The sequence below is a fragment of the Paenibacillus sp. NRS-1782 genome (assembly GCF_050467685.1).
In the GTDB taxonomy this organism is placed as follows: Bacteria; Bacillota; Bacilli; order Paenibacillales; family Paenibacillaceae; genus Paenibacillus; species Paenibacillus terrae_A.
Genome location: NZ_JBITPH010000030.1, coordinates 1 through 26,549, shown reverse-complemented (window position 1 = coordinate 26,549; position 26,549 = coordinate 1). Strand labels below are relative to the sequence as shown.

Annotated in this window: 25 protein-coding genes and 2 pseudogenes; 14 read left to right on the top strand and 13 right to left on the bottom strand. The window is 46.1% G+C overall.

All coding sequences use genetic code 11. The features are described 5' to 3' along the window. Positions 1 to 480: 480 nt before the first annotated feature. The 3 genes and pseudogenes from ACIFQM_RS12345 to ACIFQM_RS12335 form a co-directional block, all read right to left on the bottom strand. Entirely contained in the window at positions 481 to 999 is a 519-nt protein-coding gene (locus tag ACIFQM_RS12345; protein WP_430043439.1) for a methylated-DNA--[protein]-cysteine S-methyltransferase, read from the bottom strand. Between the two features lie 44 nt (positions 1,000 to 1,043). Continuing rightward, a complete protein-coding gene (locus ACIFQM_RS12340) occupies positions 1,044 to 1,601 on the bottom strand; it encodes a bifunctional transcriptional activator/DNA repair enzyme AdaA (RefSeq protein ID WP_430043441.1) in 558 nt (185 codons plus the stop codon). A 109-nt stretch (positions 1,602 to 1,710) separates the two neighbouring features. Then, positions 1,711 to 2,004, bottom strand: a pseudogene (locus tag ACIFQM_RS12335) (isocitrate lyase/phosphoenolpyruvate mutase family protein); the annotation flags it as partial. 589 nt (positions 2,005 to 2,593) lie between these two features. Between ACIFQM_RS12335 and ACIFQM_RS12330 the strand changes: the two are divergent. Further along, entirely contained in the window at positions 2,594 to 2,776 is a 183-nt protein-coding gene (locus tag ACIFQM_RS12330; RefSeq protein ID WP_430043443.1) for a hypothetical protein, read from the top strand. Between the two features lie 317 nt (positions 2,777 to 3,093). Here ACIFQM_RS12330 and ACIFQM_RS12325 read toward each other — a convergent pair whose 3' ends face one another. Next, positions 3,094 to 4,128: a LacI family DNA-binding transcriptional regulator gene (locus ACIFQM_RS12325; protein WP_430043445.1), complete on the bottom strand. Its 1,035-nt coding sequence runs from the start codon at positions 4,126 to 4,128 to the stop codon at positions 3,094 to 3,096. Between the two features lie 338 nt (positions 4,129 to 4,466). Here ACIFQM_RS12325 and ACIFQM_RS12320 point away from each other — a divergent pair, with 338 nt between their 5' ends. The 4 genes from ACIFQM_RS12320 to ACIFQM_RS12305 all read left to right on the top strand — a co-directional run bounded on the left by ACIFQM_RS12320 (position 4,467) and on the right by ACIFQM_RS12305 (position 9,670). Further along, positions 4,467 to 5,519, top strand: a complete 1,053-nt coding sequence (locus ACIFQM_RS12320) for a 2,3-butanediol dehydrogenase (RefSeq protein WP_430043446.1) — start codon at positions 4,467 to 4,469, stop codon at positions 5,517 to 5,519. 198 nt (positions 5,520 to 5,717) lie between these two features. Further along, entirely contained in the window at positions 5,718 to 6,989 is a 1,272-nt protein-coding gene (locus ACIFQM_RS12315; RefSeq protein WP_430048169.1) for a VWA domain-containing protein, read from the top strand. 187 nt (positions 6,990 to 7,176) lie between these two features. Beyond that, positions 7,177 to 8,520: an amino acid permease gene (locus tag ACIFQM_RS12310; RefSeq protein WP_430043448.1), complete on the top strand. Its 1,344-nt coding sequence runs from the start codon at positions 7,177 to 7,179 to the stop codon at positions 8,518 to 8,520. 7 nt (positions 8,521 to 8,527) lie between these two features. After that, positions 8,528 to 9,670, top strand: coding sequence for a VanZ family protein (locus ACIFQM_RS12305; RefSeq protein WP_430043451.1), 1,143 nt, complete (start codon positions 8,528 to 8,530; stop codon positions 9,668 to 9,670). A 94-nt stretch (positions 9,671 to 9,764) separates the two neighbouring features. Here ACIFQM_RS12305 and ACIFQM_RS12300 read toward each other — a convergent pair whose 3' ends face one another. The 9 genes and pseudogenes from ACIFQM_RS12300 to ACIFQM_RS12260 all read right to left on the bottom strand — a co-directional run bounded on the left by ACIFQM_RS12300 (position 9,765) and on the right by ACIFQM_RS12260 (position 18,680). Next, the gene (locus tag ACIFQM_RS12300; RefSeq protein WP_430048163.1) at positions 9,765 to 10,418 is read right to left on the bottom strand and encodes a nitroreductase family protein; all 654 of its coding nucleotides are present in this window, start codon (positions 10,416 to 10,418) and stop codon (positions 9,765 to 9,767) included. 257 nt (positions 10,419 to 10,675) lie between these two features. Next, positions 10,676 to 10,851, bottom strand: a pseudogene (locus ACIFQM_RS12295) (transposase); the annotation flags it as partial. A gap of 6 nt (positions 10,852 to 10,857) precedes the next feature. Beyond that, positions 10,858 to 11,040, bottom strand: a complete 183-nt coding sequence (gene dmpI / locus ACIFQM_RS12290; protein WP_354454040.1) for a 4-oxalocrotonate tautomerase DmpI — start codon at positions 11,038 to 11,040, stop codon at positions 10,858 to 10,860. A gap of 44 nt (positions 11,041 to 11,084) precedes the next feature. Then, complete coding sequence (locus ACIFQM_RS12285) at positions 11,085 to 11,540, bottom strand: MarR family winged helix-turn-helix transcriptional regulator (protein ID WP_430043455.1); 456 nt, start codon at positions 11,538 to 11,540, stop codon at positions 11,085 to 11,087. A 250-nt stretch (positions 11,541 to 11,790) separates the two neighbouring features. Next, positions 11,791 to 13,167 (bottom strand): NADP-specific glutamate dehydrogenase, encoded by a 1,377-nt coding sequence (gene gdhA, locus ACIFQM_RS12280; RefSeq protein WP_430043458.1) that lies wholly within the window; start codon positions 13,165 to 13,167, stop codon positions 11,791 to 11,793. Positions 13,168 to 13,617: 450 nt separating this feature from the next. Beyond that, positions 13,618 to 15,009 carry a threonine synthase gene (thrC, locus tag ACIFQM_RS12275; RefSeq protein WP_430043459.1) on the bottom strand — a complete coding sequence of 464 codons (1,392 nt, stop codon included), beginning with the start codon at positions 15,007 to 15,009 and terminating at the stop codon, positions 13,618 to 13,620. Between the two features lie 218 nt (positions 15,010 to 15,227). After that, entirely contained in the window at positions 15,228 to 16,571 is a 1,344-nt protein-coding gene (locus tag ACIFQM_RS12270) for a TldD/PmbA family protein (protein WP_430043462.1), read from the bottom strand. 3 nt (positions 16,572 to 16,574) lie between these two features. After that, complete coding sequence (locus ACIFQM_RS12265; RefSeq protein ID WP_430065652.1) at positions 16,575 to 17,969, bottom strand: TldD/PmbA family protein; 1,395 nt, start codon at positions 17,967 to 17,969, stop codon at positions 16,575 to 16,577. Between the two features lie 405 nt (positions 17,970 to 18,374). Further along, the gene (locus ACIFQM_RS12260) at positions 18,375 to 18,680 is read right to left on the bottom strand and encodes a hypothetical protein (RefSeq protein ID WP_430065650.1); all 306 of its coding nucleotides are present in this window, start codon (positions 18,678 to 18,680) and stop codon (positions 18,375 to 18,377) included. Positions 18,681 to 18,954: 274 nt separating this feature from the next. On the opposite strand from ACIFQM_RS12260, the gene ACIFQM_RS12255 reads away from it, so the two are divergent. The 9 genes from ACIFQM_RS12255 to ACIFQM_RS12215 all read left to right on the top strand — a co-directional run. After that, a complete protein-coding gene (locus ACIFQM_RS12255) occupies positions 18,955 to 19,167 on the top strand; it encodes a hypothetical protein (RefSeq protein WP_430043468.1) in 213 nt (70 codons plus the stop codon). Positions 19,168 to 19,450: 283 nt separating this feature from the next. Further along, complete coding sequence (locus ACIFQM_RS12250; RefSeq protein ID WP_430043469.1) at positions 19,451 to 19,753, top strand: AbrB/MazE/SpoVT family DNA-binding domain-containing protein; 303 nt, start codon at positions 19,451 to 19,453, stop codon at positions 19,751 to 19,753. Next, the gene (locus ACIFQM_RS12245) at positions 19,750 to 20,070 is read left to right on the top strand and encodes a type II toxin-antitoxin system PemK/MazF family toxin (protein WP_430043471.1); all 321 of its coding nucleotides are present in this window, start codon (positions 19,750 to 19,752) and stop codon (positions 20,068 to 20,070) included. Before ACIFQM_RS12250 ends, ACIFQM_RS12245 begins: the two co-directional genes overlap by 4 nt. Before the next feature lie 565 nt (positions 20,071 to 20,635). Beyond that, positions 20,636 to 22,138 (top strand): hypothetical protein, encoded by a 1,503-nt coding sequence (locus ACIFQM_RS12240; RefSeq protein ID WP_430043474.1) that lies wholly within the window; start codon positions 20,636 to 20,638, stop codon positions 22,136 to 22,138. 20 nt (positions 22,139 to 22,158) lie between these two features. Then, complete coding sequence (locus ACIFQM_RS12235; RefSeq protein ID WP_430043476.1) at positions 22,159 to 23,262, top strand: pentapeptide repeat-containing protein; 1,104 nt, start codon at positions 22,159 to 22,161, stop codon at positions 23,260 to 23,262. Positions 23,263 to 23,274: 12 nt separating this feature from the next. Further along, positions 23,275 to 23,787 carry an imm11 family protein gene (locus ACIFQM_RS12230; RefSeq protein ID WP_430043478.1) on the top strand — a complete coding sequence of 171 codons (513 nt, stop codon included), beginning with the start codon at positions 23,275 to 23,277 and terminating at the stop codon, positions 23,785 to 23,787. Positions 23,788 to 23,799: 12 nt separating this feature from the next. After that, a complete protein-coding gene (locus ACIFQM_RS12225) occupies positions 23,800 to 24,429 on the top strand; it encodes a hypothetical protein (RefSeq protein ID WP_430043480.1) in 630 nt (209 codons plus the stop codon). Between the two features lie 31 nt (positions 24,430 to 24,460). Continuing rightward, positions 24,461 to 24,931, top strand: coding sequence for a DUF4280 domain-containing protein (locus ACIFQM_RS12220; protein WP_430065648.1), 471 nt, complete (start codon positions 24,461 to 24,463; stop codon positions 24,929 to 24,931). A gap of 25 nt (positions 24,932 to 24,956) precedes the next feature. After that, positions 24,957 to 26,549: contractile injection system protein, VgrG/Pvc8 family (locus ACIFQM_RS12215; RefSeq protein WP_430065646.1), on the top strand; the 1,593-nt coding region annotated here is incomplete at its 3' end.

Here is a 26,549-nt window from a genome sequence, read left to right as displayed (position 1 = left end):
TGTGATTTCCTATAATTCTCAAGCTCTTTTACGTCCCTATTCCTACGCCAGCTAGCCATGTTGTACTTTTGGAAGCTGTATACGCTCGATTGCAGGAACTATCGCTTTAAAAGTAACGCCATTTATAGACAAAGGAATCTCGGATGATTCATCTACAGCTTGATCTTCTTTAGACTCGACAATGGGCTGCAATTGTTATTGTTTTGTTTACGTAATCAACTGTGTAGTCAGAGGACGACATGTGCAAATTGTCAATAATTAAGGTTTCTTTCCATCTCTTAGTACCATAGAATTGTCTGCATGTGCTCTTTCTGTTTCTACAGCAAACAAACCCATGAGCATCGTAGAAAACATAAATAAAAATATAATCCTTCTGAACTTCGTCCTTATTTCCCCTTTTTGAATCTTTCTTTTTGGTAAATCATAGCATAGGGTTAAATGAAGTTCATTCCATCTGATGATAATTATGGATATGAAACCTTACTTTTTTTCAAGCCGTTGTTCCATATTCTTATGTAGTTCCCTGAATTGATTCTCATGCCGGAGTAGCCATTCCTTTCTCCATAAGCCCCCCGCATAACCCGTTAATTTCTGGTTGGAACCAATAATTCGGTGGCATGGAATCACGATACTCAGCTTGTTTTTCCCATTGGCGCTGCCTACAGCTCTAATGGCTTTTTCATTTCCAATCGAAAGGGCAATGTCTTTATAGGCCGCCGTCTCACCGTAGCTTACTTTTACCAAAGCATCCCATACACTTTTTTGAAAGTCTGTAGCCTCAAAAGCATAAGGAAACGTAAACTCATAGCGCGTACCTTTAAAATACTCATCAAGCTGACTAGCGCATGCCTCTAAAACGGGGTGTGAAGTCTCGTCCAGCATCGTGGTAGTTGATGTATCCCGATCAGAAAACATGATAGAACGGACAGCTTCATCTGTACCCCCTATTTCTATCTCTCCAATCGGGGACGCATAATTCAATACATATTGCCTGCTCATAAAAAGATAACAACCTCCTGTGTCTATATATCTAAAGCATCTATTCACCTGTTCAGCTTCCTGTATTCACTGGGGGAACACTGCTTCAAACAGCGAAATGCCTTATAAAAATTCGAAGGACTTTGAAAGCCCGTCTCATAGCAAATTTCAAGATTGGTACAATCCGTGCTTTTAAGCAGATATGCTGCTTTATCTACTCTTATTTTTTCCAGATAGGTACGCGGGGTTTCTGAGGTTTCCTGTTTAAAGATTCGATCCAGATAAAAGGGACTTACTCCAGCATCATCCGCAATATCCTGCAATACCAGTCTTTCCTTATAATGATTGATCAGAAAGGTAACCACAGTCTGGACAAGCCTGATATACGGTGAATGTTCAATATGAGGCTGACATCTTTTACAGGCCCGAAACCCCGCCTTTTCCACAGTGTCGATGTCATCATAAAACTCAACATTAATTTTTTTCGGCTTTTTGGATCGACAGGAAGGTCGGCAGTATATTCGGGTTGTTTTCACTGCGGTAAAAAACACCCCGTCATATTTACGATCACACGCCATAATTTTCTCCCACATTTCTTCAAAAAAAAGATTGATTTCAGCCATGATCGAATATTCTGTCCTTTCTATAGTTCATCCTCACGCATATAAATGTGAAGTATCTTGTAGCTCTATTAGCTGCTCGGCGTTCTTTTACAAAGCAACCATGATATGACCCCGGAACAAAAATTCCGCTCGCTCCACTCTCCACATACGCATTTGCTCGTTCTATCGTTTCCAAAAGCGGGGTATCCTTTTGCAAATATGTATCTGTTCTTGCATTTATAAAAAAATCGTTAAATCCATGAGTATCCAGTGCTGCTCTAATCTTGGACAGAAGGTTACTATGCAGAACCACTTCTCGAAGTCCCTTTTGCTGTTTTAATGAATCTTCAATATTAATCCCTGCGACTCCCACATCTGCTGTCCTTAAAACATGCTCGACAATCGTTGCTGTGTCCTCCCCATACCAAAGCCACGGCAGATAACAAGTCCCACGCATTCCCCAAAAAACAGTTCCTCTGAAGTATGAAGTGCTTTAAATTACTGTATTCTATTCATAAATATAGCCTCCTGATATGTGATGTAACTCATTTTATCAAGAGACCAGCTTGGTTTCGTCCTCATTCTTGCGCTTATGCTCTCGGGACATCTTATTTGTTTCGAATCCACTAGGCAAATTGAAATTATTTTCGGCATTCTGTCTTCGGAGGATGCGGAGAATCTAATGAGAATTTCTCAAAAAATGCTGGCTTAGAGCGGAAAATACTGCCCGGGAAGTCCAAAACTTGCAAACTCCTGAAACAGTCTTGTAAAATGTTCCTTAAGTCGAAAGAGAGGTCGTTAGACCAAACGATAGCTGGGTGGAAGTCTGCCACTACTTCGGATATTATGTATTTGCTGCAACGTCAAACGTTGATTGGTTTGGGCCGGGAACTACCATTTCACAAAATCGTTCTATGATTTCATAAACACGGAATAGACTTGAAAAAGGAACATACGTTCTGTATAATCTAGCTTAGCACATTGTATAATCCTGAACTAACGGAGATGCGGACATGGACACTAAATTTATTGAGGAACTGCGCGAGATTAGCAGAAATGACAAGCGCAGATCCGAATTTCTCATTAAGGGTATGAAGGAAACACTTCAGGAACGAAAAGAAAAAAACTTTATCGAAAGATGGATTTGGCGTCAAAAAAACAAGAAGCGTATAGCGCGGAAGTTCAAATCCCGATAGATCAAAAGGCTTTCTCTCTAACGATAGCAGCCTTCATCCAATTAAGTTTATATGGATTTATCGAGGGTGGTAAAATTACTGCTAAGTCAAAGAGGGCCTCCAAACCTTCTCCACGGCCGGGTCCCCTCTTTTCTATTTACCAATAAACCTTATTCTGTAGCACTCACTTACGTTTGAACTGAGGATCTCCGTGAAAGCAAATACGTAGCCACAATGGCGATAGCGAGACCTGACCTACAACCACACCACCAATTCCGGCTCCAGCCGCAATTGCAAGCTACAGAAACGGACACAGAAAAAACTAAAATCCCCTCTACTCAGTCTCGTCCAACCGTAGGCTTGCGAATCACGGACACGCTCGATTCCCTGACGATCAGACGAGGCTCGAATTGCACACGCTCGTAATCGCCCGGTGTCTGCTCCTGAATCCGCTTGAGCAGCAGCTCCGCAGCCAATCGAGCCACCTCTTCTCCCATAATGGAAACAGAGCTGATCTGCGGCGTCGTTACTGTAGCCCACAAATTGTTATCAATGCCGACCACAGCAACTTCCTCCGGCACCTTTACACCCAAAGCCTTAAACCGATTCACAATTCCTATCGCTACCATATCGTTAACCGCATAAATGGCATCTGGCATGTGCTTTAAGCTATAAAAATAATCGGCTGCACGCAGCCCTGTCTCAAAAGAGAAATCATCGCCAAAATAAACAAGTGAAGGGTCCACATGCTGGAGAGACTGTTCATAAGCGAAGTACCTTTCCTCGATTTTATCCTTCGCAGCGCCTGCGTAAGCAATTCTCGTTCTCCCGATTTTAAGCAAATGCTCCATCACAAGGCGCCCCTCATGTCGGGCCAGACTGACGATATCGGCTTTGACGTCTTCGCCCAGCTTTTTGCCATAGTTAATGATGGACACCGGAACGCTGGCTTTGTTGATCAGATCGACCAGCATTTTGGGATACGCCAGCGGCATAATAATTAGCCCGTCCACATGCAGCTTCTTGACCTCACGCACCGTTTCAAGCTCCATCCTCGCGTTCCCGGCGGTATTAATTTGTACAACACGGTAACCATGCTGCTTGGCGGCCTGCTCCACAGACCAAGCGATCTCGGGAATAATCGCATTACGAATATCCGGCACAGCCAGCGCAATTTGGAATGTCTGACGCACCTTCAGGCTCTGAGCCGAGGTGTTGGGCGTAAAGCCCATTTCTTCAATCACTTGCAAAATCAATGCTTTCGTTCTTGGGCTAATGCCCTCACTATCATTAATAGCCCTCGATACAGTCGCAATACCGACCCCTGCTCGCTTGGCTACATCCTCTATGGTTACTTTTTTTTGATCTGGCACGCCCAAAATCCTTTCACGGTCGGAATCGTTTTCTGACTTTCATAATTAAAGTCTCTATATTGATATTATACCATAGAATGAGTAACTAAAAATTGAAGTAGTTTTCTCCTACATCGCTGCCCCACTAAAAATTATAAAATCTCTTTGTACAAAGCGGTAAGCCAAATATAGCACTGTAGTAACAAGTGATTATATTCACACAAAAATCAAGTGCTTTTTGTATGAATTTGGTTTGACAATGTGTAAAAATTGTGACATATTATCTTTCGGAAACGTTTCCTAATTCATCCGATTTTATAGCAATTAAAGATCATATATTCGTCAAGGAGATGACAGACATGCAAGCATTGAGATGGCATGGAGTAAAGGATTTACGTTTGGAAAACATTGAGCAGCCTGCCGCTCTGGCAGGAAAAGTAAAAATCAAGATAGAATGGTGCGGTATTTGCGGAAGTGATCTTCATGAATATGTAGCAGGACCTATTTTCATTTCCCAAGATGCTACTCATCCTTTGACTGGAGAAAAAGCGCCGATCGTAATGGGACATGAATTCTCTGGACAAGTCGTCGAAATCGGCGAAGGTGTAACCAAGATTCAGGTTGGCGACCGTGTTGTCGTAGAGCCGGTTTTTGCGTGTGGAAAATGTAATGCATGTAGACAGGGTAGCTATAATCTTTGCGATAAAATGGGCTTCCTCGGTCTGGCAGGCGGCGGCGGTGGATTTTCTGAATATGTCGCAGCTGATGAGCATATGGTACACAAAATTCCAGAAAGCGTGTCTTTCGAGCAAGGAGCTTTGGTAGAGCCTTCGGCCGTTGCTTTGTATGCTGTTCGTCAAAGCCAGCTGAAAGTCGGCGACAAAGCCGTAGTATTTGGGGCTGGTCCTATCGGATTGCTAGTTATTGAAGCTTTGAAGGCTTCAGGCGCATCTGAGATTTATGCAGTAGAGCTTTCCGAGGAACGTAAAGCTAAAGCTGAAGAGCTGGGTGCTATCGTGATTGATCCTAAGACATATGATGTTGTGCAAGAACTGCACAAACGGACTAACGGCGGCGTAGATGTAGCTTATGAAGTCACTGGAGTTCCTCCTGTGCTGACTCAAGCTATTGAATCCACTAAAATTAGTGGACAAATCATGATCGTCAGCATTTTTGAAAAAGAAGCTCCGATCAAACCGAATAATATTGTCATGAAGGAACGTAATATGACCGGCATTATCGGCTACCGTGATGTATTCCCGGCTGTCATCAGCTTGATGGAAAAAGGATATTTCCCTGCTGACAAGCTCGTTACCAAACGTATTAAGCTTGAAGAAGTGATTGAGCAAGGTTTTGAAGGTCTGCTGAAAGAAAAAAATCAGGTTAAAATCCTGGTATCTCCAAAAGCTTAATTTAGAATGAAAAATCAGATGTCTGCCATATGCAGGCATCTTTTTTTATAAAACGAGGCAGCAATTCAAGAGTACATATCATCTTCTACTATGTCTACCATGAACAAAAATTCCTGCTCGAAATAAGGCGAATAAACGATTTCCATGGTACAATTTGTATAAATATAATGATTTTGAAATACATAGGGGGTAGACAGCATGAGTGGTTCAAAAATGGTATTAAGTACAGGAGCTAATGCTCCTTTGGGCTCAGAAGAAATAGTGCGGGTAAAAATTACATGGGAGCATGCGCCAGCCGAGCTGGATGTTAGCTGTTTTATGGTAGGAACCAACGGAAAGGTTTCCTCAGATGACTATTTCATTTTTTACAATCAACCAGCTGATCCGCATGACCATGTACGGTTACAGCGTCCGAATGACAAAACCGCTGAATTCACTGTAGCCTTAAGGGATTTGCAAGGAACTGGGGTTGATAAATGTGTATTTGCCGCCACTCTGGATGGTCCAGGCACTTTTGCCGATGTGATTGGCTGCACATTGACCGTTCAGGGAAGGCAGGTACATATCGCCTATAGCATTACCGAGGCCACCAAAGAAACGTCACTCGTATTCGCTGAAATATACCGCCATACGTCAGGCTTCAAGCTCCGCGCAGTTGGGCGTGGCTTCAACGGAGGCCTGAAACCGCTTGCCGAGGCGCATGGTGTCACCGTGGAGGAAATGGAATCGCCAGCAGCACCGACGAATACTGTGAATGTCAAAGCGGAGGCGGCGGCTTCCTTTCCCGGTAGCGGAAAAATCAATTTACTGAAACAGAGTGTGCAAATTTCACTGAAAAAGAAACAGATAGACCATGAAAAAGCACGAGTAGCGGTTGTATTAGACGCTTCTGGTTCCATGGGGAAGCTGTACTCACTGGGAACCGTGCAAAAAGCCTTCGAACGTGTATTGGCTGTAGCCGCCTGCATGGATGATGACGGTGAAATGGACGTATGGTTTTTTGCAGACAAAGCCCAACGCGCTCCAAGCGTCACGGTACGGGATTACGAGAATTACGTAAAACGAACTTTCCCAGAACCTGGATATGGGAGAATAGGAGTAGGTAACAATGAGCCTGAAGTGATGACGGATATTATTTTAAAATATACAAAAGAAGTACCTAATGAAACAATCCCAACCTACATTATCTTTTTCAGTGATGGCGGCGTGTATGAAACGAAAAAAATATCAAAGTTGCTGATCAAGTACTCGAAAACTCCGATTTTCTGGCAATTCGTCGGACTCGGTAATGCCGATTTTGGAGTCCTTCAAAAGTTGGATAATCTGCGCGGTCGTGCAGTGGATAATGCAGATTTTTTCGCCTTGGATGACATCGACTCCGTGACAGACGCAGAATTGTACGACCGTCTACTAAACGAATTTCCTGGTTGGCTTAAGCAAGTGCGGGCCAAAGGAATATTGCGGAGCTAATCCTTCACTACAATGCGAAACTTCATTATTCCTCTCCATTTTGTCATAGTAGAATGATGTAAGATTAACTCCTTGCCAAATCCTATTTCTTTCATTTCCTAATTGGATATTTTCATGTAGTATAAATCTAATTAAAGCAACCCTGTTTGGCTTGCTGAAGATCGACTTGATGAAGGAGGATTTCGGATTGAAATCAAATGAAGCCACTTTGCACAAAAAGCTGCTCCCTAGGCATATTACCTTTATGGCTATGGGTGGAGTTATCGGGACCGGTATCTTTAAAGGAAGTACCGAAACGATCAGCTTGGCGGGGCCTGGAGTTATTTTATCCTATGTCTTCGCGGGACTTCTGCTCTTGGTCGTCATGGGCGCGATTGCCGAGATGGCTACCGTCTATCCCAACATGAATATGAAGGATTTTATTCGCAAAGCTTTTGGAGAACGGCTTTCCTTCATCATCGGCTGGTTGTATTGCTTCATGTGGCTGGCCGTCTGCATCATTGAGGTTATCGCAGCGGGAAGTTTCCTTCAATACTGGTTACCGGGTGTTCCCTTATGGGTACTCAGTTTAGCAAGTGCAGCCTTCATTATTGTGGTCAACATGCTAAGTGTCGGTGGTTTCGGGGAACTGGAATTTTGGCTTGCGGGTATTAAAATTACCATGATTATCATCTTTATTGCATTGGGCGGCTGTATCCTGTTCGGCATTATCCCAACTGAAACTCCGCCTTATCTTAGCAATTACATACAGCATGGCGGATTTCTCCCCAATGGCTGGCTGGCTATTTTCTCAGCGCTGCTGGTGGTTACTTTTTCCTACGGAGGGTCTGAGCTGATTGGCCTGACGTTAACAGAAACAGAGAATCCGGAAAAGGTACTTCCCAAGGTGGTTAAAAGCTTTATTTTTCGCGTAGTGTTGTTCTATACGCTGCCGATTCTCATCATTTGCGGCTTGATTCCCTGGAATAAACTGGATGCGAATACCAGCCCGTTCGTACAGGTGCTGTCTTCGGCAGGACTTCAAGGCTCGGCCCATGTCATGAACTTCATTTTGATTACCGCCGTACTGTCTGCCGCCAATTCGGGGATTTACGGGGCTACACGTATGCTGCATTCGCTGGCAGTCAACGGAGAAGGTCCTAAATCACTCGCCCGGGTATCCTCGAATGGGGTTCCGGTGAATAGTCTCAAATGGTGTGCCGTGATCCTGATTGTCGGTTCGATGGTCGCTTATATTGCTCAAGACGGACTGTTCCGTATTCTGATGGCCGTACCGGGCTTTGTCGTATTGCTCGTCTGGAGCTGTATTTGCTTGTCGCAGCTAAAGCTGCGCAAATCTTACCCGGTAGAGCCAAGCTTCAAAATATGGGGATTTCCTTATGTCACAGCGATAACCGTCGGATGCCTGTGGGTGATTGCGTTCCTGTTCTTGCTTGATCCGCAAAACCGGATCAGTATCAGCGTATGCGTAGCTTTCATGGCGTTCCTGATTATCTGGTCTTTGGTGAAGTTCCGGGGAAAGCAGGCGTAAGCAGCTCATGATTAAATCGTATCTGTTTCCTGTTTCTTACGCCTTTCTCGCCTTTCCTTTTGCCGCGTTGCTGTTTACGCTGCCTTTTCTAATCGTACAGTACCGCAGACATGGTTATATCCATAAAACGAGGGCATTGATACTTTATCTGTTGCTTTTATACTTAATGAATGCTTTCTTTCTGGTCATTTTGCCGCTTCCGGCATCGCGTCATAATACGGCGTTAACTGGAGGCGCATTGCAGCTCATGCCCTTACAGTTTATTCACGACATTATAAGGGAGACATCCGTTACTCCCTCCCAACCCTCCAGCTATCTGCATTTGCTGAAGGAACGCGCTTTTCTCCAGGTCGTTTTTAACGTTCTTATGACTGCTCCTTTCGGTATGTTCTTACGTTATTATTTTCGTGCGCGGTGGGGATGGTGTCTGATCCTGTCCTTTGGCCTTTCCCTCTTCTTTGAGGTGACACAGCTAACCGGACTATACGGATTTTTTGACCATGCGTATCGTGTGTTCGATGTGGACGATCTGATGGCAAATACATTGGGCGGTATGCTGGGCTTTCTTGTGGGCGAGTGGTTTTCGCGTTTCCTCCCGCGTCTGGAGCATCTGGACAAGCATTTGGACATCACAACCAAGCGGGTATCCTATACCAGACGGGGCGTAGCCTTTTTCATGGATTCCATGATCTGGACAGGTCTGCTCGGTGTTATGGATTACCTCCGTGTACCTGCCGCCTTCTGGGTATCCAGTGGAGTATACTTCATGCTGATTCCTTACTTGACGAATGGACGAACCCCAGGTAAATGGCTGGTGCGGATACATCTTGCGGGGACAGGAAAACGTATTTCCCTGTGGGAGCTCATGAAGCGCTACAGCCTCTTGTATTGGTTGTATTTTGGCATGAATTACGTACTGGGTGGACCCGTGCTTTGGCCTCAAGTCCCTCCATGGGCGGGTGTTCTGATCAGCCTGATGCTGTTGGTCATCGACGGATCGTTCTTTTTGCATCTGGTTATACGCCTGTTCAGAAAGGGGCCTTTATTTTATGAGGAGCTTAGCCATACTACCCACCGAATTACATGGCCCAAGCGACTTCGCCCCCATCAGTCTGACACCACTGACCCTACTGATGGGTCGGAAAGTTAATACACCCAAGCAGCACAAAAACAGGCGAAGCAAAGGATTCTTCCTTTGTTCGCCTGTTTTTTCTATATTGCGTATAGATGATAACTCGTTTCTTTTATTTCCATTGAGCAACTTGGTCAATCGGCAGACGAGTGGATGGATGGCCATCATTGGTTCCTTTACCTATGGAAATGAGCATCACAGGTACATAACGATCTTTCTCAAGACCAAAAGCTTCAGCGATTCTGCTCTTGTCATATCCACCGATTGGATTCGTATCGTAACCATGAGCACGTGCCACCAGCATCAACTGCATAGATACCAGACCACCGTCGATCAGAACGGTTTCTTTGTTTATAGCAGGATCAAGCGCTGCAAAATGAGCTCCTACTTTCTCCTGTTGCATTTCCTTAATATCTTTTGGCATATAGCCCAGTTCTACAGCTTCTCCGAAAATTTGATCAAAATTATCAAAGTTGTTCAAATCCCCGAACACGGCAATCACTGCCGAAGATGTCTCGACTTGACGTTGATTAAAGCTGGCGAGCGGTGCCAAGGTTGCTTTACCTTCCGGGCTGTCAATCACAAGAAAACGCCAAGGTTGCAGGTTAATGGACGATGGAGCGCGTGTCGCTTCAGTCAGAATCTCTGTCATTTCTTCGAGGCTAATTTTCACAGACGGATCGTATACTTTGACAGAACGGCGGCCCAGGGCAATTTCTTTAAAATCATTTGTTTTGACAATATTGGATGTGTTCGTATTACTCATTCAAATCTCTCCCACTATAATTAATATTTTCTCATGTTTTCTCACTCGTTCTTCGGTTTTCAGCCATTGACATATCGAACACTGGAAAAGTCATATAAGTATGTCATTATTTTCTTGTAGAGCCGATGACAGGAATAGAGTTGGGACATTTTTCCCAATCTATGGATCGACTTCTATGATCGAACCTGGGATATCCACTCCTGACTCTTGACGGCTTACCCTCCCATGTCACGCGGGGTCTTTGCCCTTATGGAAATGGTAAAGTATTGGTGCAGTGCTTTAAACTCCGCATTCTTCGCCACCATGGGCATCACGGCCCGAAACAGTAGCGCTCTTAGCCTTGCGCGTCCTCGTTTGGTATACTGGATTTTCCATTTTTCTTCCCAGGGCTGTTCTCTTTGAGATTCAGTCCGGCCAGCCGTATAATCTTCTTCTGACATTAGCGATCAGATAATAATTTTCCTCCGAAACCAATGTTTTCTCTTTCGCTTTCCTTAATCAAAACAATAAAAGCCGATTCGGGTACATTCATTATGGTTGAAGCTGATGTGGTAAGTTCAGTGACCAACGATCTTTTTTGTTCTTTATTTAATTTGCCTGCTTCAATAGTAATTACTGGCATGTAAATTCCTCCTTATTTCCCCTAGGGGTGTAATATAATTGGGGTCAGTCCATCTCGGACATATGACCATTCATAACTTGCAGCATATCGGCTAACTGGTGCCGTTGGGTCTCGTCGAAGCTTTGGAGCAGCCGATCCACAAACTGTGAGCGTTCCTGTTTAAGAGTAACAATACGTTCACGCCCATAATCGGTCAGGCTTACCAGTGTAACCCTGTTATCCTCTGGCTTGGTGCGCCGCGTGACCATGGATGTCGCTTCAAGCTGCTTCAAATGGCGGGTTACGGCTGCACCGTCGATGCCAACCTCTTTTTGCAGCAAGGTCTGACTGATCTCATCCACCTGATACAGCTTGCACAACAGCTGTAATCTGGATGCGCTAATTCCTGCACATCGCTCAAACTTGGAGCTAATCTGCTTGTTCAACAGCCACAGCGCTTCAAAAATATAGTTAGCCTCGGGTGATGTTTGGGTGATAGCAATCTCTCCTCCCTCAAGCATGTCACTCGGCTTAACAATCCAACCTTTGATCCATCAATAATTGATCTATCATGTAATATACATCCTCTTGGAGAACAAATCAAGTCCCTGTGAAAAAATAAAGTGACTCTTATCAAATAAAAGCTGAGCAACCCCGCAAGGGACTACTCAGCTTCCTCTTGTATAACTTACTTATGTGATAGCTCATACAACGCTATTCAGCTTCTCTTACCCTCTTCCAGCCGCAGCAGCCTAGCCTGTATCCCATCCATTAAATGATCCCGTGAGACAGCATAGCGTCTGCCACACGGACAAATCCGGCGATGTTCGCCCCTACAACCAGATTCCCAGGCACGCCGTATTCCTCAGCCGCCTTCACGCTGTTCGCATAAATATTCTTCATAATATCATTCAGCTTGGTGTCCACTTCCTCGAAGGTCCATGACAGGCGCATGCTGTTCTGTGACATTTCGAGCGCAGAAACTGCAACCCCGCCTGCATTGGCAGCTTTGGCTGGTCCAAACAGAACCCCATTGCCCAAAAATACTTCAATAGCCTGTAGCGTGGATGGCATATTCGCACCTTCACCCACAGCCTTTACTCCATTGCTTACCATCAATTGTGCTGCTTGTTCGTCAATTTCGTTCTGTGTGGCACATGGCAGTGCGATATCGCATGAAATCGACCAGATACCGGAACAGCCCTCTGTATATATTGCGCCTGGACGCTCTTGGGTATACTCGCTAATCCGCAGACGATTGACTTCTTTAAGCTGCTTCACCAGATTCAGATCAATGCCGTCCGGATCATAGATGTAGCCATTCGAGTCACTACAGGCAACGACTGTAGCGCCGAGCTGCTGTGCTTTTTCAATCGCATAAATAGATACGTTACCCGAACCCGACACGACCACACGTTTTCCCTCAAAGGACGAGCCTTGAGCGTACAGCATTTCATTTACAAAATACACGCAACCGTAACCCGTCGCTTCCGTACGTGTGAGACTACCTCCGTAATGAATCCCTTTGCCTGTGAGGACGCCACCTTCATGTCCCCCGCGAATCCGTTTGTATTGCCCGAACATATAACCGATCTCACGCCCGCCTACACCAATATCTCCTGCCGGAACGTCGGTATCCGGGCCAATATATTTATACAGCTCGGTCATGAAGCTTTGTGTAAAGCGCATGACTTCGTTATCTGACTTCCCCTTGGGATCAAAATCGGAGCCGCCTTTGCCGCCGCCAATCGGAAGACCTGTCAGTGCGTTTTTGAAAATTTGCTCAAAACCCAAAAATTTAACGATTCCCAGATACACCGACGGATGAAAACGGATTCCGCCTTTATAAGGACCGATGGCACTATTAAATTGTACCCGGAAGCCACGATTGACCTGTACGTTCCCTGCGTCGTCTACCCAAGGCACACGGAAGGTAATGACCCGTTCTGGCTCCACAAGCCGTTCCAAAAGCCCCTGCTGCATATACTTGGGATGCTTGGCCAGTACCGGAACCAGCGAATCCAATATTTCCTTGACGGCTTGATGAAATTCATTCTCATGAGGATTGCGCGCGATAACCTTCTCAAAAACGGACTGCACATATTCGGCTGCTGCCTGTTGACTCTGCTCTGAACGGATAATGGTCACTTTTCTAAAACACTCCTTTATATTTGACTCCTCTACCAGAGAACAGAACGGATTCATTCCGTGTTCTTGAGAGTAGGGTTTTATGTATTCATAAAATTTAGTTAACTATACATGATTTTTTATAAAAATACATCTAATTTGCTCATAAAAAAATTTTGGCCCCTTCATTAAATATCTCTATGAATCTATCATTCCTTGTCATATTACCAAGCCAAAATCCCTTGTTTTACGGGGATTTTCACGATGAAACGAGGTTTTTATACCTTACTCCACAAGGTACAATAATGTGAACAAAATAAGGTTTATATCCATCATCCAGAATGAGGTTACGTGGCTAGTTTATCCAAAAGTATGAAAATAATTAAAAAGAAGGCTACACACGGAGCATAGCCTTCTTGGGGTTCAATCGTATCATGATGTCCTGGCACCCGTTCTTAGCGTGATTGTCTTCTACACATAGAAGGCTTCAAGCTGACGCACAATTTCCGCTTCGTCATGCTCTACCACCTGCTGATGCTGCGATTTGGAGAACAATTGCTCAATCTGCGCTGGGAACTCCTGCTTAATGTCCACCAGACGAATCGCTTCGTCGAATTTGGCCGGATGCGCCGTCGCAAAGGTCACACACACTTCTCCCTCGCCATTATACGCCTCATACGCGGCAATACCGCAAGCCGTATGCGGGTCCAGCAAATAGTCATATTCGGCTTTGTATTTGCTGATCAGCTCCAGACACTTTTCGTTCGAAGCGCCCAGGGCTTCAAAATCCTGCTGTACGCGTTTTAAATCTTCCGCACTGATCAGAATCCGTCCTTCGGTTTTGAGGGTATTCATGTATTCAGTTACCTTCGCTGCATCTTCTCCAAGGAAATAGTACAGATATCTTTCGAAATTGCTCGCCACCTGAATGTCCATGGAGGGACTATACGTGCTTTTAAAGCCGCCCGGCTTATATTCACCTGTCTTCACGAAGCGCTCCAAAATATTATTTTCATTTGTCGCAATAATCAGCTTATGAATCGGCAAGCCCATTTTCTTCGCGAGAAAGCCGGAAAAGATGTTGCCAAAGTTGCCGGATGGCACGCTGATATTAATCTTCTTCGTACCCGCAGTCTCCTGTGCCCGGAAATAAGCATAGAAGTAATATACCGTTTGCGCCAAAATACGCACAAAGTTAATCGAGTTAATCGCCCGCAGATGATGCTTACCTTTGAAATCCAGATCGGCAAACAGGTCCTTAATGACCTTCTGACAATCGTCAAAGTTCCCTTTCACGGACAGGTTCAGTACATTTTTATCGTCAACGGTCGTCATTTGCAGCTCTTGTACCTTGCTCACCTTTTGGTGTGGGTGCAAAATACAGATTTTAATGCCTTCCTTGCCACGCACGCCCTGAATCGCTGCCGCCCCGGTATCACCCGAGGTTGCACCCAAAATGTGAATGATCTCATGCTGCTTCTTGGACACGTAGGAATAAAATTCACCCATAAATTGCAGCGCCACATCCTTGAACGCAAACGTCGGTCCGTGGAACAGCTCCAAAATATAGAGGGAATCGTTGAGCTTCTTCACTGGCGTGACTTCCGGGTGGCGGAAGCTCGCATAACTGCGCTCCACCAGTCCCTCCAAATCTTCACGAGGAATTTCATCATTGATATACAGCGCAAAAACTTCCAGCAGCAGCTCTCTGTAGCTCAATGTGGCCCATTGCTCCAGCGTTGCCGCCGACACCACCGGAATCTGCTCCGGTACCATCAGGCCACCATCGTCAGCTAACCCCATGAGCACGGTATCAATAAATCCCTTGGCTTCTACTCCACCTCTAGTGCTTATATATCTCATATCCATCCCCCAATAAAAATTCAATTCGAAAACCTATTTTCGAATATATTATTGTCTATAATACCCTGTCGCGGTGCTGTAACCAAGCCCTTTTTAAATATTTTAAGAACTTTCTCCTACTTTACCATACCCCGATGTCCCAAGCACCTGTAATACGCAGGCAATCGGATCATTAGTAATAGGCTGTGAGTATGGAAAAAAGGAGGTTGCTCCCGTGATTATGACCCTGAAATCGTGAGTGCAGCCAGCTTGAGCGAAGGTGAGGTGCAGCTTCCTGTAAAACACAAATCGTTGCCAACTTCCTCAATCTGCTGTAACACGTCAAAGAGATTACCGGATACGGTAATCTGATTCACCGCTCTGACCACCTTCCCCTGCTCAATCCAGTATCCCAGACAAGCCAGCGAAAAATTACCGGACGCCGTATTCGTACCTGCATGCAATCCTTGCAGCTCGACGATCATCAACCCGCGATCCATTTTGCGCATCATATCCTCCAAGGTAGAAGAACCGGGAGCCACATACAGATTATGATAAGACACACCAATTTTGCCGTTATAGCCGCCCTTGGAAGCATTAGAGGTGCTTTGCACCCCAGCCTTGCGAGCAGTCTTGCGGTTATGGAAGTACGTCCGTAGTACCCCGTCCTTGATCAGCTCGTTGCGACGTGTAGCACTACCTTCAGCATCGAATGTGCTGCCTGCCGGAACATTTTCCATCAGCGGATCATCCACCAGCGTGAGCTTGGAGCTTGCCACCTTTTCCCCTAATTTCCCTGCTAGACGTGAGAAGCCTTTATCCACTGACTCTGCTGAAAATACCGACGTATACGCAGCCAGCAATTGTGCTGCGGCATCATGACGGAAAATGACCGGATAGTTATCCGATTGAATCGTGTGAGCACCCAGCTTGGAAACAGCCTCTTTTACGGCTCTATGCGCCACATCTGCAATATTGATTTCCTCCACACTCCGCAGGGAATAATCATGCCAGCCCCCGGTGACCGTCTCGTCATTTTCTTGGGCAATCACGTAGACATAAGCGGTCGCCAGACTTTTGCGGCGATGACAGTGCAGCCCTTTCGTGTTGACAATCAGGACTTCATTTTCACGAATGCTGACCGAACAGTGCCGAGCCATTACAATCCGTGGATCTGCGGCAAGCGCTGTACGCTCCATCTCCAGCGCCGCTTCGATAAGAATCTCAGGAGCCGTGTCAGCTAACGCTGCGGCATGGGCAGGCTGCTCAGGGTAGCTTGCAGAGCCTTCGAACAGTTCATCCTGTTCCTCGCTCTCCAATATGTCCGCGTTGCTGCGTGCTTCCTCCAATAAAAAGTCGATCACGTCCGGCTCCAGCTTCTCCGTAGAGGCATAGCCCATTTTCCCGTTCATGACGCCCCGGAAGGAAAGTCCGCCATTTTCAACGATGGTATATTGGTCAATTTCTCCCTTCAGTACCTTAACCGAGGTAGATCGTCCATTTACATAGTAGATTTCCATATCCGTGTAGCCGATTTCCCGACCTTTTGTGAACAACGCTTCCTGAAATTGCTGAATATCCATCGCCTATTCCCCCTTCCGTCCGCCGACGGTCATTTCGGACACTCGAATCGTGGGCTGTCCGCAGTTGACTGGAAGACTTCCGCTGACCGAGCCGCACATCCCTTGACCATGATCCAGATTGTTGCCGACCATATCTATGTTTTGGAGCGTTTCAATCCCTTTTCCGATCAGCGTTGCGCCTTTGACCGGCTCGGCAATTTTTCCGTTACGAATCATATACGCCTCCTCGACGGCAAAATTGAACTCGCTTGTCGAGGTGTTCACCGAACCACCGCCCAGCGATTTGGCATAGATCCCGTTCTCCGTATTCGCAATGATCTCTTCACGGGTCGAATCTCCGTTCGCAATAAACGTATTGTTCATGCGGGAAGCAGGCGCGAATTTATAGGATTGTCTTCGTCCTGACCCCGTCGCAGGTACACCCATCTGGCGCGAGCCCATGCGGTCGATCAGATATCCTTTTAAAATACCGTTCTCAATCAGTACGTTGCGCTGTGTCGGCGCTCCTTCATCATCTATATTCAGCGAGCCCCACGCGTTCTGAATGGTTCCATCATCCACAGCCGTGACGAGCGGCGAAGCCACCTGCTGCCCAATCTTATTCGCAAACACGGACGTTCCATGCGCCACTGCCGTAGATTCCAGCCCATGACCACACGCCTCGTGGAAAAGAACCCCGCCGAAGCCGTTCTCAATCACGACGGGCAGTCTGCCGCTAGGCGCGTATCCTGCTGTTACCATTGTGGTCGCAATACGGGCCGCATCTCTCGCATTTTCCTCGATATTCAGGCTCTCCAGAAATTCAGTCCCTGCATACGCACCCGGCCCGCGAAAACCGGATTGTCTATGCTCCCCAGTTGTCGCAATCGCGCTTATTCTCATGCGTGTATACGTGCGGGTATCCTCCACCAGTAGTCCGTTGCTATTGGCGATCAGCACGTTCTGAATCGAGTTGCTAATCCCAATGGAGGTTTGCGTAATGGAAGGATCGTATTGGCTTGCTGCCTCATGCGCACGTCTCATCATGTCGATCTTGGCGCGTTTCTGTGAGCCGTCGGGAATGATGGCAATCGGATGATGATTAGGGATCGCGTGGGGATGGAGTGTGATCGGTTGTGTACCTGGCGCTCCACCTCCGCGAATGGCCTTGGCGGCCGATTGGGCTAGTCGAATCAGGCTCTGCTCGCTCATGTCACTGGTGTAGGCGTACACCGAAAAATGCTTCTTCATGATCCGAATACCAATCCCGAAATCCCGGCCTGACAGCGCCGTATCCACGATTCCCCCGGTCATTCCTAACTGTCCATTGGTACGGTCCTCGACGAACACCTCTGCAAAATCTCCGCCCGTCTCCAGCGCGGCTTGCAGCATATTTTGAATCTGTGTTGGATGGTTCATCACGTTCCTCCTCGTTTTTTGCATTTTTGCATTATAGAAATAGTGCGGTTAAGCATCGTGATCTGCGGGTTCATGTTCATTTCCCATAACTTTACTATACATGATGTTGGGAGTGCGTGTAACTACGTGAGCGGTGGTGCTTGGAGGGTGATCGAGATTTTATGGGTGAGGATAGGGCTATAAAATGAGAAAACCCGAGTAGACCGTGAAGGGTCATGTCGGGTTATTTGAGTATTTTGATTACGGGCTGGATTGAGCAAGTACGTGCATGTGAGGTCGCTACGTGGACGGATCATTCTTCCGATCGCTGTTGCCCCCAGATTGTTTTATTATATTCTAATGGTAAAAATCCGGATTCAAAGGCGAACGCTCCGCTTCTTCAGAACGATTCCGTCCCCTCCGCTGCTATGCTTGGATTTGCTTCATTTTATTTGCCAAAATACTTTTTTTCAAACGTACTTTAAACAGTTCTCTGCGTAAATCCAGTTCCATGATATGAAGATGGTCTGCTGCTTCTTTGACCGTTTCCATGTGCAGTACGCTTGCCTTTTGAGAAATAATAGCCAGCGCATCCAAAATGAGCTTTGTGCAAGTTTTAAGTCTCTCTATGTGTTCGTCTTCCTGCTGTACCAAGCTCTCATATTGTTCGGCTGTATTTTCGGAAGGCTTCGTATGTTCCTCCCCCTTAGGCTGTTTCCGTTGAGTATCCAAGTTATCATCTCCTTTATATAAGGAGTGTAGCAAAGGATGATGTCGGATGTGGTACGTGGATACGTAGCAATGAGAGAATAATAGAGAGAGCAAATAGAACAATTTCAGTATGGAATGTAGGGCAAAAATTATCGGAAAATAAGAAACTTAATATAACGAGCTAAAGTATATCAAGGGGCACACCTGTTGATTAACCACTAAATGGTAGAAAAAGAGCCGTCAACTCGGTAAAATGTTTGTACCCCTACAAACTTAACCGAAAGGTGACGACTCCATGAAAAAGTCTATCACGATCCCATTCATCCTTCCATCCATTCTGACACCGGAAGAAGTGCAAAGCGTTACCAAGGGAGCAGATTATGAAGACAAAGCCCGTAAATTCACAGTAACCCACTTACTTCAATACGGGTGTGTAGCTGCCTTAGAACAATGGGACAGTTATCGTTCCGGGGTGGATCATGCCGCTCGCAGTGGCTTAACTATGTGATTCTTTCCTTTGCTCGATTTTCTCGTCTTTTTCTTCTGCAAAATCTACCGGTGGAATGGCTGATCCAGATTCAGCATGTTCTTCTTAAGCGTGTCTCTGATTCTATGAATCAAATTACTTATTCTGGTTAATCAACAGGCGTGATATGAAAGTTAGTTTACGCCTCTGTGCATGATATACTAATTTCCTTTAGTAACTTAACAAAACTCATCACGTTATATGTATCAAACTCTTTTCGGATGTATATCATATGTATATACATCATGCAAAGGATGGGGTATAATTGGAACATAAAACGAGAAGGGATATGATCCTCATGACGACTACTACGCTTAGCAAATGGGGAAATAGCATTGCGATCCGTATTCCGAATCAGCTACTTAAACATCTTGATTTGGAGGAAGGCTCTGAGGTTGAAATGATCGTAACATCTGAAAAAGAAATTATCCTTCGGCCTCTCATAAAACCTCAAGAAACGAATGAAGAATTGCGCGACCATTTGTCTATGCTACTTTCAAAAATTAAAACAGATTCGCCACGTCACAAAGAAGTTGATCTTGGTATCGAGGGAGACGAATTGATTTGATCATTCCTGCACGCGGAGATTTGGTTTGGCTAGATTTTGATCCACAAGCTGGACGACGACCCGCAATCACACTATCTGATAAACCTTTTAATGAGTTGACTGGTTTTGCCGTCATGTGCCCCATCACGAACCAATCTAAAAATTACGCATTTGAAGTTCCTTTACCGGACGGATTACCCTTTAACGGCGTTGCTCTCACCGATCAAATGAAAAGTCTGGATGTTAGAAAGCGTAGAATTAAAATTGTTGGCAATGTATCTCCCGACTCCGATTTTATGAAAAGTCTCCTTCGGAATACTCGATCCATATTAGCGTGAAAATCGTTCCTCTTGCATAAAATCCAAGCAAAAGTCTTGCCTTTATTTAAATAAGCAATCTGAACTGGAAAACCGATGTAGAGAAGCGAAAATAAGCAGTCCATTCTCAACCGAGGATGGGCTGCTTATTTTTCATGAGCTTCACCATTTGTTTTACGTTTGCAATCCCCATAGGGAATAGCCTAATACTGGAATTAGGTTGTTCCCATACCATAGAATTCAATCACCAAATAAGCCTGTTCTCCTGCTCCGCAAGTGCATGACAGCAGCCCATCCTTTTGCATGTGACGCAGGTAGTCGAAGTCAGCACTATTCCCGCACTCAACCCTCGTACAATTTCTTGAGCGTGGGACATTTTCAAATTGCTTTCCATCTCTTGCATATCAATGCTTTCGCGTTCCGATTTATTACTACCATCCACGTGTCGAGACGATGAAAAGGAATATACATCCTCTGCTTTCCAGAAATACACATAGAAAATCCCCCAACGAATGGGCCATTCTATAAACTAACTCTCTCTTTTAACCGATAAATACATATGCTGGATTTAGGAAAGGAGACACCTATGGAAAATATCGTGACGTACGGTCATATCGAAATCATGCCTTATGAATTCGTTCGCCTTCATGAGCTTAAAATCTTAAAAACAGTCAATGACCATGCCCGGATGATCTGTACAGGCATCATCTCGGAGAAAAAGCGCGAGCTGTATGTACGTGCTTCAGATGAAGAAACTCAGGTCAAAGCTTTTGTTACAGACAAAAATGGCAATCGACAGCCCCTTTTTCGAGGTATTGCCCTGGATGTGGAGGAAAAAGTCGTTCACGGCGTTCATTACCTGACCGTCGAAGCCATATCTCATACCTATGAGCTAGATATTAAGCGGCATCAGCGCTCTTTCCAGAACCCCAAGCTCACCTACACGGGTCTGATCGAAAGTATCGTATCGGACTACTCCAAAGCCGAAGCCATGGATGTTGTGTCCCATAAGAAGCCCATCGGCACCTTTATCATGCAATATGATGAAACCGACTGGCAATTTTTGAAACGGATGGCTTCTCACTTCTACTCTCCACTCATTCCTGCGGTGGGCTATGGCGTACCAAAGTTTTATTTTGGCCTGCCTATGGGCCTGAGCAAAGGAGAAATACAATCCACCAATTATAAAGTCACCAAACGGGTCGCGGATTTTCAAACCGCCTCCGAAAACCATATTCCCGGCGTACGCGATGCTGATTTTATCCAATATGAGGTCGAGACAGAGAAGCTGCTGGAGCCTGGGTATGAAGTGACCTTCCAAGGCCATAAGCTGATCGTAGCTGAGGTGCTAACGGAGATGAAGGATGGCGTGCTGACCCATACCGCCAAGCTGTCGCCACGAAGCGGCTTACGTCCTATTAAAGACTACAATCGCTCCATTATCGGTGCTTCCATTCATGGCAAGGTACGGAGCGTTCGTGGGGACAAGGTCCGCGCCCAGCTCGATATGGACGATCAGCAAGATCCGAACACGGATTACTGGTTCCCCTACTCTACCATTTATGCATCTGCGGATAACACGGGCTGGTATTGTATGCCTGAGGACGGGGACAGCATTCGTATTTATTTCCCCAGTTATAAGGAGGAAGAAGGATACGCGATCAGCTCGGTTAAAAGAGAACCGCAGCCTTCCACGGGAAAATCCTCTGCCGCTTCTGGACATGCGACTGCTGCTGCTTCGTCTGCCGGAGCAAAGTCTTCTTCGGCAATGTCCGCAGCAGCTCCTGCACCAGATCGAATGGCTGACCCGGCCATTAAGACGCTGCGAACGAAATACGGCAAAGAAATCATGCTGGCCCCGGATCAAATCGTCATCTCAGGTAACGGAATGTCCATTGTGATTAACGATAAAACCGGCATTGATATTGTAAGCGGAAAAAATGTGAGTATTAGCGCGACCTCCGATATCGTTATGAGTTCCGGCAACATCCAGCTTTCCGCCGGAAAAATCGAGCTATCCGGTAAAGGTAACACTATTACGCTGGATGACAAAACCACCTTCTCCGGCACGGAAATTAAGATGAACTAACGGAAGGTGAGAACTAGCAGATGGATAAACAAGCGGCGTTACACCATTTTAAGGAGTATCATTTTACACCCTTACTGGAATTACAGCTGGATACGCTGGAAAACAAGTTCCAACGTTGTCAGGATCAGCTCATTTCGGACTTCAACAATTCGTTCAGGGATTTGTGTATACGCATTCTAAGCATGCAGCAACAAGGTCAAAAAGAACACATTGGATATATCCACTATTCATTCTTGCGCACTCAGATGCTGGAGCAATCCTACCTATACATAGTCGAGGCTTATTCTGCTGAATGGTACGAAGATGATTCCGATTGCAAGCTAACCTATGACGCATCATGGGCTTACGCACCGATGAGTACCATGTTGGAAACCTTGGAGCAGGAACGAAAAATATACATGGGGACGATTACTTCTGTGGACGTTGAACGACTGATGCTGGAATCCGCACCTTTTTTCCACCAGTTTGTGAACTCCCTCCTGCGCTTAGGAATGGCAGAAGCAGTTCAAATGCCTGAGTATTTCGCCATTCATAAAGCTGATCGTTTAGCCATCCGAACAGGCGAGTACAAGGATATCAGCGAGAATCTATATGTCGAAGATCAGAAAGCGCTTGTTCCAGATGATGTAAGCGAACAATTGATGCAATCCAGTGAAGAAGAGCCCTATGTTTACGAAAACCTAAAGCGGCTCTCCCTTCCCCACCTCCACCTGACCCGAAAGGATTTGCGCTATAACGATTTTAGCCACAGTGACTTACGGGAAAGCCAGTTTCACACCTGCATATTGATCGGGAGCATCTGGCAACGAGCGAATTTGGAAGGAGGCAGCTTTCAGGGGTGCCTACTGACCGACACGGATTTTAGATATAGCGATTTGAGAGGTGCTAGCTTCAGCCGTGCCAGTGGACAGCCACATCGGGAATATGGAGCTCGGGTGCCGGGGCTATGCGGACTTCGTTTTGAATACACCAATCTGGATGGGGCCGATTTTACGGATGTACATTCGTTTGAACATGCGTATTTTGAGGGGGCTTCGATGCAAGGAACCCTTGTCCCGCGAAGGTACCAACAGCATTGGAAGCTGAATGAAGCTCAGCGTCAATCCATCGTGTGGACAGAGTAAGGAGGAATGTGTATGCGCCATTATTATGTGCTGGTCGACGATCATCGTATTTCGCGCCAGATCGAACCTGTAAATACGGTTCTTTTTAAAACACCATTTGTTGGCATGCCCCCGGCTCAGGTTTTAGATGTTCATGCGACAGAAGATGCGGAGTATGCGGACTGGCTGCCTTTTTCAGCCTCACAGCCGCTGCTTTCCGATCCGATGAAACGGATTCTGGAGCTATATAATCCACAAGCCCGTTTTAAACAGCTGTATATCGTGAACCGGGAGCCTGGCCGCCAGGAGTTATATTGGATTTCATCTGTTCCCTCTGTGGATGGTATTTCAGAGCAGACTGAATTTTATCCGCACGATCAAACGCTGAAACGCCTTGTGCTGGATAGTCAAAAGGTGAATGGACATCATTTTTTTCGACTGTCCAACGTAAAGGAACCTTATTTCATCGTTAGCTTGGAGGCTGCTGAAAGCTTACTTCGTCGAAGTTTGCGTGGTTTTCGGCTACAGAAGCTAGAACTCTTATAAGGAGGTTCAATCTTGACGGAGCATTGGGATGAATTTTTTTTGAAGCTGCATTATCAACAAACGTTGAAAGAGCAGTTAAGCGGGGCGGAGAACGATGAAAGCTGGATGCTGGTATCTATTGAAGAAGCGATAGAGGGAATTTTGAAGGGCTCACTAACCCTTCCGGATCAGCAGGAAATCCGTTTTCAAGCCCTTCCTGTTTTCGAGGATCAACTCACCCTATCCCTGCCGGATTCTCTCATTCCAGAGGCTCGTGCCAGGCAGACGATGGACCCATCGAAAAGCTACATCGTTCAAGACAAGCTGGGCGGAATCCTGTTCGGACTGCACCAAAGTGGGCAGGATCTGGACCCCTCGCAAATAGAAATCTATCAACAACAGATGATTGAGCAAACGAGTCGTGTACAACCGAGTATGAAGCTTGTGGATGAAAAGGCTCTTTCTATTCAAGATACTATCATGGGCTGCTATGAAGCTATTTTTCTAGTTTCCCCCTCCCCTTATTATCAGATTGCCTTTGTGCGCTCCTGGCATGGCAAGGCTGTGATCGGGAGCTGCCAGTTTAAGCTCGAGGATGCCCCCCTATGGGTTCCCTTGACCTATGCCATGCTGCACACCGCGACATGGTCGGAGCTTTCTTAAATGTTTACCTTTTATCCAAGGAGGTGCTTATATGTTTTTACCCCTACTTATTAAGGCACTGGCCCAAGGTGCACTCAGCGGAGAGCATTCCTATGTGGTCAGAGGAGCCAAGCTACAGTGCAGTCAAGGTACAGACCCGGGTGTGCTTAATACGATGTACAGCCACGGCGTCTACATTAAGGATAAACCCGTCCTGAACGTAGAAGATGCCATTTGTGGAGCGAATATTAGCAAAATCAATGCTTTTGGTCTGTGTAAATTGAAGCAGGGTCTTCCCTGTGAGCCGGAAATTGCGTTTGGGTCCAAGTGGACAGGCGGAAAAGAGGATGTGTTGATCGAGGGTGCCCCTGCCCTGCTCAGTAATTCGACCTTAATGTGTAGCTGCACAGGTGTAACAGACGCGATATCCTCCTTTTTTGCTGGAGGCAGCACGGACAATTCCGCTACGGGATCGGGTGGTGGAGGCATCATCTCCATTACAGATGACGGACAGGATGGCTGATTTTATCAAGCAAGGAGAGTAAGGGATGAGCATCGTAGCGAAAGACCGCTTTACCTATCAGCATCTACATGTCATCTGGCCCTATGGAAAGCTGCGACTTTCACACGTCCACATGAGTCATGAGCTGGGAGAACATGCCAGACTGGTGATCACAGGCAGCTTGGAAGCCGATCAGGCAGACACGATCATTACTAAAGCGAGCAGCGACGATAAAATCGAACTCTGGTATTCGGATGCCAAGGAACGGAAACACCCTTTATTTATGGGGCAATTGTACTGCGTAGATGTACAGCACCTGCATCAAGAGATCGTGGTGAATCTCGACGTCATTTCTCATAGCTTCAAACTGGATACGCAGCTCAAAAACCGCTCCTTTCAACACATCCATCAAAAGTATGTAGATATTGTAGATGCGGTACTAGCCGATTATAAAGGCTCAGACAAGATTGATGAAGCTTTTGAGAAAAAAGCGACAGGTCAATTCATCATGCAGTATCAGGAGACGGATTGGACCTTTTTAAAACGGCTGGCTTCGCATGTAGGTGCCCTTCTCGTTCCTAATATCGTTTCCCACCATGCGCAAATTTGGATCGGTATTCCACAGGGCAGGCAACATATTCATTTAAAAGAGGTTCCTTTTACGTTGCAGCGCAAAATTGCTCCCTATCTAGATCAGGAGGCGAACGGCTGGAAATCGGCCACTATTGGAGATTACACCCGGTATACCTTTGAATGGGATCACATGCTGCAACTGGGAGATGAAGTCGAGCGCAATCACGAAACCTATGTCATCACTAAACGTGAAGGCCAGTTGATTCGTGGCCTGATGACCTGGTCGTATGAATGCGCGTTGTCGCAGGGATTAAAGGTGCCTAAAATATACAATCGAACCATCATCGGTGCATCCATTGAAGGAAAAATACTGGAGGTCAGCCGGAATCAGGTTCGATTACATTTGGATATGGATAATCAGCAAAATCCCAAGGATGCTCAGTGGTTCCCCTACTCTGCCGAGGGCAATCAGGTGTGGTATCTCATGCCGGAAAAAGGGGCGCAGGTGAAGCTGTATTTTCCAAGTGCAGACGAAGATGATGCGATGGTCATACAATCGGTACGGACGAAACCATCTACTGTTGCCGTCCCTTCATCTCACGCAGCCCAAGGTGCTGTGGTCGAATCACCAGCAGAACGCCACCAGCGTAAAACTGCCGATCCCGGAGTCAAATCCTTTGCGAACCCGCAAGGAAAAGAAATTTCCTTAGGGAACTCTGAACTGTCGATGAGTGCGCAGGAAGGGTCACTGTACATTTCCATGAATACCCATAACGGTGTCAGCCTGAACAGCACCCAACGTATACAAATTCAAGCCACAGGCAGTCTTAGTCTTTCGGCAGGTAGCATCCTGCTGCAAGGAACCAACGGCTTACACTTGAATACAACCACCGATACGCTGGATTTGGAACAGGAAGTTAACAGCGTGAGTGCTGAAATCCAGCTTCAAGCTTCCATCCATCAAAACTACCCTGAGCCGCTGTTGTCTGATTTTGAGAAGCAGGTCGCTGAAAAAGGTATCCAAAGTGTGATGGGAGCACGCGTAAAGGAGAATGTAGGTGCCACG